General features: G+C 32.6%; 10 protein-coding genes. 3 read left to right on the forward strand and 7 right to left on the reverse strand.

Annotated features, from left to right (window positions below; genetic code table 11):
* Nucleotides 1-86 precede the first annotated feature (86 nt).
* Together FHQ18_RS05845 and glnD are read left to right on the forward strand one after the other, a co-directional pair.
* On the forward strand, nucleotides 87-551 hold the full coding sequence (locus tag FHQ18_RS05845; RefSeq protein ID WP_149266228.1) for a flagellar basal body-associated FliL family protein: 465 nt from the start codon (nucleotides 87-89) through the stop codon (nucleotides 549-551).
* The gene (gene glnD, locus FHQ18_RS05850; RefSeq protein WP_149266229.1) at nucleotides 551-3,115 is read left to right on the forward strand and encodes a [protein-PII] uridylyltransferase; all 2,565 of its coding nucleotides are present in this window, start codon (nucleotides 551-553) and stop codon (nucleotides 3,113-3,115) included. The genes FHQ18_RS05845 and glnD overlap by 1 nt, the downstream gene beginning before the upstream one ends.
* Nucleotides 3,116-3,158: 43 nt before the next feature.
* Here the strand turns inward: glnD and secF are convergent, their stop codons facing one another.
* From secF to ndk, 7 genes are all read right to left on the reverse strand, one after another.
* Complete coding sequence (gene secF / locus FHQ18_RS05855; RefSeq protein WP_149266230.1) at nucleotides 3,159-4,052, reverse strand: protein translocase subunit SecF; 894 nt, start codon at nucleotides 4,050-4,052, stop codon at nucleotides 3,159-3,161.
* An 11-nt stretch (nucleotides 4,053-4,063) separates the two neighbouring features.
* Entirely contained in the window at nucleotides 4,064-5,608 is a 1,545-nt protein-coding gene (gene secD, locus FHQ18_RS05860) for a protein translocase subunit SecD (protein ID WP_149266231.1), read from the reverse strand.
* A 19-nt stretch (nucleotides 5,609-5,627) separates the two neighbouring features.
* Entirely contained in the window at nucleotides 5,628-5,948 is a 321-nt protein-coding gene (yajC, locus tag FHQ18_RS05865; RefSeq protein ID WP_149266232.1) for a preprotein translocase subunit YajC, read from the reverse strand.
* Nucleotides 5,941-7,062 carry a tRNA guanosine(34) transglycosylase Tgt gene (tgt, locus tag FHQ18_RS05870; protein ID WP_149266233.1) on the reverse strand — a complete coding sequence of 374 codons (1,122 nt, stop codon included), beginning with the start codon at nucleotides 7,060-7,062 and terminating at the stop codon, nucleotides 5,941-5,943. The genes yajC and tgt overlap by 8 nt, the downstream gene beginning before the upstream one ends.
* A gap of 11 nt (nucleotides 7,063-7,073) precedes the next feature.
* Complete coding sequence (queA, locus tag FHQ18_RS05875) at nucleotides 7,074-8,099, reverse strand: tRNA preQ1(34) S-adenosylmethionine ribosyltransferase-isomerase QueA (protein ID WP_149266234.1); 1,026 nt, start codon at nucleotides 8,097-8,099, stop codon at nucleotides 7,074-7,076.
* Complete coding sequence (thrC, locus tag FHQ18_RS05880; RefSeq protein WP_149266235.1) at nucleotides 8,100-9,488, reverse strand: threonine synthase; 1,389 nt, start codon at nucleotides 9,486-9,488, stop codon at nucleotides 8,100-8,102. It abuts the gene before it with no gap.
* A gap of 153 nt (nucleotides 9,489-9,641) precedes the next feature.
* Nucleotides 9,642-10,061, reverse strand: a complete 420-nt coding sequence (ndk, locus tag FHQ18_RS05885; RefSeq protein ID WP_149266236.1) for a nucleoside-diphosphate kinase — start codon at nucleotides 10,059-10,061, stop codon at nucleotides 9,642-9,644.
* Between the two features lie 135 nt (nucleotides 10,062-10,196).
* Here ndk and FHQ18_RS05890 point away from each other — a divergent pair, with 135 nt between their 5' ends.
* Nucleotides 10,197-10,799 carry a hypothetical protein gene (locus FHQ18_RS05890; RefSeq protein ID WP_149266237.1) on the forward strand — a complete coding sequence of 201 codons (603 nt, stop codon included), beginning with the start codon at nucleotides 10,197-10,199 and terminating at the stop codon, nucleotides 10,797-10,799.
* The last annotated feature ends 57 nt before the right edge of the window (nucleotides 10,800-10,856 follow it).

Raw genomic sequence — 10,856 nt, forward strand, 5'->3', positions numbered from 1 at the left:
GTCCCCTGTAGGTTGTCAATATACAATAGTTTTTGCGCCTGTAAAGGCGCTTTTTTTTATGAAAAAAATATGCTATTATTTTTTGTATGAAAAAACTTACTATAATTTTGGCAATTGTCATAATAGCAATAGTTATTTTGTTAATTTTAAAAAACTCATTTGATATTTCTTTTGAGCCTGTTGTATCCAATATTAAATTTAAGCGCAAGACTATTTATGAAAAATTTAAGGTAAAAGTAGTTAAAATTGGTGAAAATTATGGTGTTTTTATTGAAAATATTGTTGCATCAAGTGCTGATATGAATAACAGACATATTAAAGTTGATTTATACATTGAAACTGAAGATAAAAGCACTACAAAGTTATTGGCTAAAAATCGTGAACAAACTGTATACACTATTGCTGATGTGATGACAAATTTTAAAACTTCAGATTTATCCACTCCAAACGGAAAAAGATTTTTTAAAGAACAAATAAAAAGGGCATTAGAATTAAAATATGGAAAAGAAAAGATAAAAAATATTTATTTACATAACATGGTTTTTAATTGATGAAAAGCATTGTCGACATCAAAACATATTATTGGGAAAAGTGGCATGAAATTAAAGATGAAAGAAAAACATTTCCCACATCATGGCAGCTTCTTTTTAAAATAACAGATCTATCAAAAAATGTAATAAAACAGATTATCGACCAACTCAATTTTCCACTCGAAAACATAACTTTTTTATCCTTAGGTAGTTTTGCAAGGGAACAGATGTCCCCTTTTTCTGACATTGATATTTTAATTTTACACAAAAAACAGTTAAGTAATTCAGAACAACAATTTATTTCAGACTTTACTACACTATTATGGGATACAAATTTAAATCCCGGAATCCAGATTAAATCCTTATCAGATATAAAAAAACACAAAAAACTTGATACTGTAGAAAAAACAGCACTAATCGATTTCAACTATCTTTGTGGTAGTGAAGAGATTTACCAAAAATATAAAGATGTGGTTAAATCATATATTCTTGAAAAAGGCAAACTAAACTTTTTAATGGAACATATCAATACAGCCAGGCAGCGCTCACAGAAATTTAGAGACTCTATTTACAAATTGGAGCCAAATATAAAAGAAGGGCAGGGAGGAATAAGGGATTACAACTTTATATGCTGGATTAACAAAATACTTTACAGCAGTAATAGTCTAAACAACTTGATTAAAAAAGGGATAATAACAATCGAAGATTTCGATGATTTGATGAAAGGTATCGAGTTTATATTTAAAGTAAGGAATGAACTGCATTACTTTTTTAAAAGAAAATATGATGTCTTAACCCTCGAAGCACAAAAAGAAATTGCAAACGAACTTGGCTACATATCCACTTCACTCACACTGAATGTTGAACACTTTTTACGTGATTATTATATAAATGCTAGAAACATTCATAGAGTCACAAAAAAGGTCATTGAAAAAGCTTTAAACGAGATAGTATTCGCTAAAACACACAAAAAGGTAACTTTTAGAAAATTAGGTTACAATCTTATACAGTATAACAATCTTATAACCACAGATGACAGAGAAATTTTCACCAAATATCCTGAGCTAATGATTAACGTTTTTTATATTTCAGCCCTAAAAAACTTAAAGCTTTCTGATAAACTCGTTGAAGTAATTAAAGCTAACCTTCACCTGATTGACGAAACATATCTAAAAAAATATGGAACTCTTTTTATAAAAAGGATATCCACTTTTCCATACTCATCAAAAATTGTAAAAAATATGCTATATACAGGTGTTTTGCAAAAATTTATTCCTGAATTCAATGACATTGTATGCCGAGTTCAGTACGATTTATATCATCATTACACGGTTGATGAGCACACCATTTTAGCCTTAAAATTCATTGATGATCTTATAACCTCCAATCACCCCTTCAAAAGTAATTACCTGGAAGCATTCAGGAAGTTGAAGAGAAAGGACCTTTTAGCACTTTCTATTCTTCTTCACGATATTGGTAAAGGGCAGGGGCATAATCATTCCCTTGTTGGGGCAAAGATGTCTCAAACCATTTGCCAAAGGCTTGGACTTCATCAGGATGATATAGATACAGTTTCTAATATGGTAGAACACCACCTCCTTATGAGTCATATATCACAAAGAAGAGATTTACATGATATAGAAGTTATTGAATATTTTATCAGTTTTTTAAACAATGAAGATGAGTTGCATCTTCTTTATCTTTTAACATATGCCGATATGAATGCCGTTGGTGGAGAACTATTTAATGAATGGAAAAGTACACTTTTGACTGAACTTTACTTAAAATCAGTTACAGCAATGGAAAAAGAAAATCTCATCAGTGAGTTTAACAAAATCGTGGATATAAAACGTAGAAAACTTTACGAAAGAATAACAGATAACATACTAAAATCAATGATAAATAAATTAGATTCTGAGTACATTTTCACTTACAAGGTAAAGCATATTATCAGACACCTGCAGATGATAAAAAGACTTACACCTGATACTAAAGTCATTATTTCTCATAATATAAGAGAAGATTTAAACTGTCTTGAATTTAGCATTTGTACTTATGACTTTTTAGGTTTATTGAAGAAACTTTCAGGAGTATTTGCATACTTTGGACTCAACATTCTTGGTGCTCAAATATTTACTTTTAATAACAATATCGTAATGGACACAATTCAAGTTTCAAGCTCTAAAGAACCACTCAATTTTATAGCAAAAAAATGTGATAAAATTTCAGAAACTATTAGGGATGCTATAACAAACAAAATTTCTGTGGATGCATTGATCAAAAAAGCACCTGCTCCATTTTTTAAGAAAAAGATACCAAAAGCTATCAATAAAAAGGTCGTTTTCGATAATGAAATATCATCTGTTTTTACGGTAATAGATATCTTCACAGAAGATAAAATTGGACTTTTATATGACATCTTGACTGTTTTTGAAAAACTAAAAATTAATGTGCAAAAAGCTAAAATTTCAACAGATGTGGACAGAGTGGTTGACTCATTCTATATTACAGATGAACACAATAAGAAAATAGATAACAATGAATATTTAGATCAAATAAAAAAAGAACTTTTAAAGGTTATATGAGAGAGGAGATTCCCCCTCTCTCATCAGAATTCAGAGATAAAAATTATTTATCCTTTTTTATCGTATAAACTAAACTACTAGCTATCCCGATGGATGAGTATGTACCAACGATTATTCCTATCAGCAATGAAAAAGCAAAATTTCTAATAACTTCACTTCCAAAAATATAAAGAGCAAGTACTGCTAAAAAGGTTGTAAATGATGTCAATAAAGTCCTGCTCAAAGTTTCATTAATACTTCTGTTTATAAGCTCTGAAAAAGAAAATTTCCCAGCAGAAGCCTTTATTCTTTCCCTGATTCTATCATAAACCACAATAGTATCATTTAAAGAATAACCAACAATGGTAAGAACCGCAGCCACTATCGGAAGGTTGATCTCTTTGCCTGCAAAAGAAAATACGCCAAGAGTTATAATCACATCATGAAAAAGAGCCAAAACAGCCCCAACAGAAAATATGAACTCAAACCTTATTGTAACATATATCAAAATACCGATTAATGCATAAATAACAGCTAAAGTAGCCTTTCTCTTCAGTTCTGACCCAACTTGAGGCCCAACCTGCTCAACCCTATCAACCTGAAATTTATTATCTTTAAAAGTTTCAGATAGAACCTTTTTTACATCATTTGCCACCATATTCAAATCTTTATCACTTTTTTCTATCCTGATTAACACTTCCCTGTCGTTACCAAAATTCTGTATTACTACATCACCAAGATTTAGCTTTTTTATATTTTTTCTCAAAACATCCAGTTGAGGAGCCTTTTCAAATTTGACCTGTACTACAGTACCACCTGCAAAATCTATACCTAAATTAAACCCTTTTGTGAAAATTAAAATTATACTTAAAAGCACTGCTACACCAGAGACGAGGAAAAATAGTCTAGCTTTACCCATAAAATCAATTTTTGTGCCAGGCTTTATTATCTCAAACATCGCCAATCTCCTTAAATACTTAACTTTCTATTTTCTTTTGATTCATAGAGCTGAAGAAATATAGTTTTACTTACAAAAATAGCAGTAAACATCGATGCAAGAATACCTATTGATAGAGTCACAGCAAAACCCTTTACAGGGCCAGTACCAAATTGGAATAATACAATAGCAGCAATAAGTGTAGTAATGTTTGCATCAAGGATTGTGGACATAGCCTTTTCAAATCCAGCTTCTATGGCACTCAAAGCAGTCCTACCCAATCTCACTTCTTCTCTAATCCTCTCAAATATCAAGACGTTAGCATCAACTGACATACCGATTGTCAATATTAAACCGGCAATACCTGGCAAAGTAAGTGTTGCTTTAAACATCCCCATAACGCCAAGAATTATTATAAAGTTTAAAAATAGTGCGATATCAGCAATTACACCTGCAAACCTGTAATATACCGCCATAAAAAGCACAACTAAAACAAACCCAATAATAGATGCAGTAATACCTTTTTGTATAGAATCTTTTCCAAGAGATGGACCCACGGTTCTGTTTTCCAATATCTTTACAGGGGCTGGCAAGCTACCTGCCCTTAAAACAATGGCCAGATCTTTTGCCTCCTCCATAGTAAAGTTACCTGTAATTTGAGCTTCACCACCAGCAATGGCTTCTCTGATTACAGGTGCTGAATAGACATTATTATCAAGGACGATGGCAAGTCTTTTCCCCACATTATTCCTTGTAATTTCTTCAAACAACCTACTACCAGCACTATCAAATTTTATCCACACATAAGGCTCATTAAACTGAGAAGAGATCCTTACTTCTGCGTCTACTAAATAATCTCCTGTAAGAACCGCATCCCTTTTAAGGGCAAAAGGAGTATTCTGAACAATTTTACCAGTTCTTTTATCAATTACCTTCTGGTATAAAATAATATCATCAAAAGGAACATTCCCTGACTGAATATCAGAAATAGTTACAGTATCATCTACAAGGTGAAATTTTAGCTGTGCTGTTTTACCTATAAGCTTTATAGCTCTATCAGGATCATTTATACCTGGTAATTGAACCAATATATTTGTCTTCCCTTGCCTTTGAATTATCGGCTCAGCTACACCAAACTGATCTACTCTATTCCTTATTACCTGTGCAGCTTGCTCCACAGCATAATCTTTAATCCTCTCAACTTCTTTAGGATCTAAAGTAAATTCGATCACATTATCCGCATTTCCAAGTCCAGACTCTTTCAAAATTGGATAATGTTTATTTATTATTTCCTTTACTTTATCCAGGGAATTATCCTTTAAAGCTACAATAATCTTTCCGTTCTCTTTTCTTACAAAATTGAAACCAACTTTCTCCCCACGTAAATCCTTTTTTATCTGAGTCACAAGGGTATCTAGCTTAGCCTCAACAGCTTTATCAACATCTACTCCAAGAAGGACATACATCCCGCCTCTTAAATCCAAACCAAGCTTGATTTTTTCATTTAAAGGGAAAAGGGATATCAAAGCTCCTACTATTACAATAAATATAATAGCCCATCTCAATTTGTACTTCATGGTCTTTTATGCTCCTTTGTTATTTATTTTCCACTCCAGAGTTAACTTTAGCAGATACTGCACTCTTAACCAGTTTCACCTTTACCCCATTAGCAATTTCTACTAAAAAAGTATTTTGATCCAATACCCTATCGATTTTTCCATAAATCCCACCGGATGTTATGATTTCATCTCCAGCCTTTAAAGATTCAATCATTTGTTGATGCTGTTTCTGTCTTTTTTGCTGAGGCCTTATCAACAAAAAATAAAATATCACAAAAATCAGTATAAGTGGTAGAAACGCTGCTATCGGATTCTGTGCTTGTTGCCCGCCTGCTGCATAAGCTATTGATTCAAACATTATCTCCTCCTATTTTAAACATCTCTAGTTTTTCCTTTTTAAACTCTTCAAAACACTCTTTCCTTATAGCATTTCTGATATCTTTTACAAGAGAAATATAAAAGTGTAAGTTGTGTATGGTATTTAATCGCAAAGCTAAAATCTCACCAGCTTTAAACAGATGACGCAAATACCCTCTTGAAAAGTTTTTACAAGTATAGCAATTACAATTCTCATCTATCGGTTTATCTGATAATTTCCACTGTTCTCTTTTAATATGAAGCTTCCCATAACTTGTGAAAAGTAACCCGTTCCTTGCATTTCTCGTAGGCATAACACAGTCAAACATATCCACACCCCTTGATACGCATTCAAGAATATCCTCAGGAGTACCCACACCCATTAGATACCTTGGCCTATCTTCAGGTAAATAATCTGTTGTAAAGTCAGTGATGTCATACATCAATCGATTTTCTTCTCCAACACTAAGTCCACCTATGGCATAACCGTCAAAACCTATCTCCACAATCTCCTCTGCACTTTGTTTCCTCAAGTCTTCGTATACTCCACCTTGAACAATCCCAAAAAGTGCCTGCCACTGATTCTTCTTTGCCTCTTTACATCTTTTGGCCCATCTTGTTGTCAATTTAATGGACTTTTTCACATACTCCTTTTCACAAGGATATGGCACACATTCATCAAGTACCATCATAATATCAGAACCAAGTTTTGATTGAATTTCTATCGACTTTTCAGGTGTTAGAAAAATCTTATGTCCATCAAGATGAGATCTGAAGGTTACACCTTCCTCTGTAATATTTTTCAACTCAGCAAGGCTAAATACTTGAAATCCACCGCTATCTGTTAAAATCGGTCTGTCCCACCTAATAAATTTATGAAGTCCCCCAAAATGGTTTACCACATCTTCACCAGGTCTCAAGTGAAGATGATATGTATTGCCAAGGATAATTTGTGCTCCCACATCCTTTAATTCATCCGGAGTAACAGTTTTTACAGAGCCTGCAGTTCCAACAGGCATAAAGATGGGGGTCTCCACCTTTCCATGTAACGTTTCAAAAAAGCCTAATCTTGCTTTCGTTTTTTTATCTTTTTTTACTAACGTGAACCTAAACATATAAACCTCATCTACTCCACAAACATTGCATCGCCATAACTGAAAAATCTATATCTATTTTTCATGGCATGTTTATAAGCATTCATTATAAGATCATAGCCACCAAATGCTGTTACAAGTATAAAAAGAGTTGACTTTGGCAAATGAAAGTTTGTAATCAGTTTATCAACAATTTTAAATCTATACCCTTCCTTAATAAAAAGGTTCGTTGACTGATTTTTAGCTTCTCGCACTACTCCATCATCAGACGCTGCTGATTCCAGTGCCCTCACTACAGTAGTTCCCACAGCAATCAATTTTTTCCCTTCATTTTTAAGCTTATTGATACGTGTAGCCACATCACTATCAATAGTAAAATTTTCACTATGCATTTGATGATCTTCTATAAATTCAGTTTTTATAGGCCTAAAGGTGCCAAGCCCCACATTCAAGGTTATCTCGAGGATTTCTACCCCCTTCTCTTTTAATGCCTTTAAAATTTCATTTGTGAAATGCAAACCAGCAGTTGGAGCAGCTACTGAACCGTAGTTCTTTGAATAAACTGTATTATACCTTTCTTGATCTATTTCCGTATCACTCCTTTTTATATAAGGGGGCAAAGGAATATGACCTTTTTGCTCCATTACCATAAAAGGATCGTTTTCTAAAAAATCTACAATAACAAGACCTTCAGCATCTCTACCCGTTGCAGCAATTTTAAATTCATCTATATAAATTTCATCTTCTCTTTTCCATTTCCCCCCAATCATAGCTCTAAACTTCTTGTTATCTAATTGCTCCAGGAGTAAAACTTCAATCCTTCCACCAGACTTTTTCTTTCCAAAAAGCCTTGCTTTTAAAACCTTTGTATTGTTAACCACTAAAAATGAATCCGAATCAATCAATGATACAATATCTTTAAATTTCATATCATTAAATGTAGCAGAAGCTCTATTAACAACTAATAGTCTTGATTCCCCCCTTTTATCAGCAGGGAATTGAGCTATTAACGATTCATCAAGATTAAAATTATACCTTTCTATACTTGTCTTTCCCATTTACAGATTCTTTTCAATAAATTTTTTTACAAGATTCACATTAGCATCAAGCTCATATACTCTTTTTTCTTTATCTTCTAATTCCCTGAGCCCCCTTGGTATTTCAGGCTTAACGCCTATCGCTTTAACAACAGAATCAATAAATTTAGCAGGATGCGCTGTAGACATTGCAATGAAAGGTTCATCGTAAATGTTTTTCAACTTCAATACCGCATCTATACCACAGGCAGTATGGGGATCCACAATGTATTTATATTTTTCATAAATCTCTTTGATAACTTCCAGATTTCTTTCATTAGAAGTCGAAGTAGCATCAAAAACTTCTCGAACTTTTTCCATTAACTCATCATTGAAAAAGATTTTTTTCTCTACTTTAAGCTGTTCCATGCTTTTTCTAACTTTATCTGCATCCTCTTCAAAAAGATAAAATAAAAACCTTTCAAAATTGCTGGCAATCTGAATATCCATGGAAGGAGAATATGTCTGAACTACATTCTTAATGCTGTAATCACCTTCTTTAACAAAACGATACAAGATATTATTTTCGTTTGTGGCAATAACAAGTTTATTTATAGGCAGTCCCATTCTTTTAGCATAAAAGCCTGCAAGGATATTTCCAAAATTTCCTGTTGGAACAACAATGTTAACTTTAGACATTGAATCAGCTGCATCAGTCTGAAAATAAGAATAGAAATAATAAACTATTTGAGCCAATACTCTAGCCCAATTTATTGAATTAATTGAACCTAAATGATGTTCTCTCTTAAATTCTACATCAGAAAAGATCTCTTTCACAATATATTGACAATCATCAAAGGTCCCTTCCACAGCAATATTAAACACATTATCATCTAAAACAGTCGTCATCTGTAATTCTTGCATCCTACTAACTCTACCTTTTGGATGCAAAATAAAAATCTTTATACCTTTTTTACCTCTTACGCCATAAATAGCAGCACTGCCTGTATCACCGCTTGTCGCACCAATTATATTGAGGTAATCATTTCTTTGATCAAGTATGTACTCAAAGAGATTACCCAAAAATTGTAAAGCCACATCTTTAAATGCATAAGTAGGACCATGGAATAGCTCTGAAAGATAAAAGTCACCAAGTTTTATAACAGGCACAACCCTCTCATCATCAAACGCCTCATAACTTTTAAAAACTATCTTCTCAAGAGTAGTTTCGCCTATATCGGAAATATATTTTTTCATAATGGCTAAAGCCAATTCTTGATAACTTTTATCCTTCAAAGCTTCTATTTCATTTATACTCATAAAAGGTATTTCTTCTGGAATTAAAAGGCCGCCGTCATCCGCAAGCCCCATCAATACAGCATCTTGAAAATTTATCCCTTTTACTTTTCCTCTTGTACTCATATACTTCATATCATCACCTCAAAAACCTTAAGTCAGTCAACATGTTAAAAAAGTCCAGCAACTGACTTGTAATATCAATTACAATAAAAAAATCTAAATGAAGGGCAAACACATAAGTCTGCCCTTCCCCACATCTAAACTCGCACTCTCATTTACACATTTTTACACAAGTTCAATTTGTGAAAAGAAATAACCTATTTCAAATGCAGCAGTTTCAGGAGCATCAGATCCATGAACAGCATTGTTATCAATATTTCTACCAAACTCTTTTCTAAGAGTCCCTTCCTCTGCATCAGCAGGGTTTGTAGCACCCATCAACTTTCTCCAATCTTTGATAGCATTCTCTTTTTCTAATACCATAACAATAGCAGGTCCAGAGCTCATAAAATCTGTCAAAGCTTCAAAAAATGGTTTTTCTTTATGAACGTAATAAAAACCCTTTGCCACCTCTTTACTCATCCAAATTTTTTTCATACCAACAATCTTAAAACCTTCATCCTCAATTCTTTGAATAATCTTTCCACTCACACCCATCTTCACTGCATCAGGTTTAATTATTGCAAGAGTTCTTTCAACTGCCATTATATCCTCCTTTTTAGTTATTTTTTATACTGAAAGCAAATATAGATACCAGTTTTACTGAAAAAATCAACTTTTTTAAAAAAATCATTGCTTATTTTCTCTTTTTTATCTATTAAAGTTCTCTTTGGAGGGATTATGGGATTATTGAAAGGAAATTTAACCTTTTTTAAATTAAAATATGAGGGTAATTTTCCTAGTTTATTAACTGAGGTAATAGACAAACTCAATAATTTCTCTTTTGATAAGATTTATGATGATTTAAAATACATAAATTATGGTTTTATCCCTTTTGATTATCCAGAGTTTGAATCTTTTGAAAATGCTGAAATAACCTTCGGTGAATACTATATTTTCTCTTTAAGAATTGATGAAAAAAAGGTTAATAACAATTTTTTTCTCATAGAATTCGAAAAAGCCAAAAAACAACTTAAACACGAATCTGGTAAAGAAAAACTTAATAAATCTGATATTGAATTCTTAAAATCTGCTGTAACAAAAAAGATTTTAAAAGATACCCCTCCAGCGACCAATCTCGTGGAAGTTATTGTTGATGTCAATAACTCAAGTATATTTGTAAGTAAACTCAATGGCAAAATTTTAGACGCCATCACTCACCTTTTCAAAGTTGCTTTTGATTTAAATGTATACAGAGAAACATTAATTGAAACAATTAAATCAAAAATTGACGATTTGACAATTGTTGATGACTTGATAAATTCTTTACCAACAAGCATATAGGAGGGTACCCTGGCACTTTTTACTTCAGATGGACAAAAAAGAGACATCTCATTTTTA

The sequence above is a fragment of the Deferribacter autotrophicus genome, from assembly GCF_008362905.1.
Taxonomy (GTDB): Bacteria; Chrysiogenota; Deferribacteres; order Deferribacterales; family Deferribacteraceae; genus Deferribacter; species Deferribacter autotrophicus.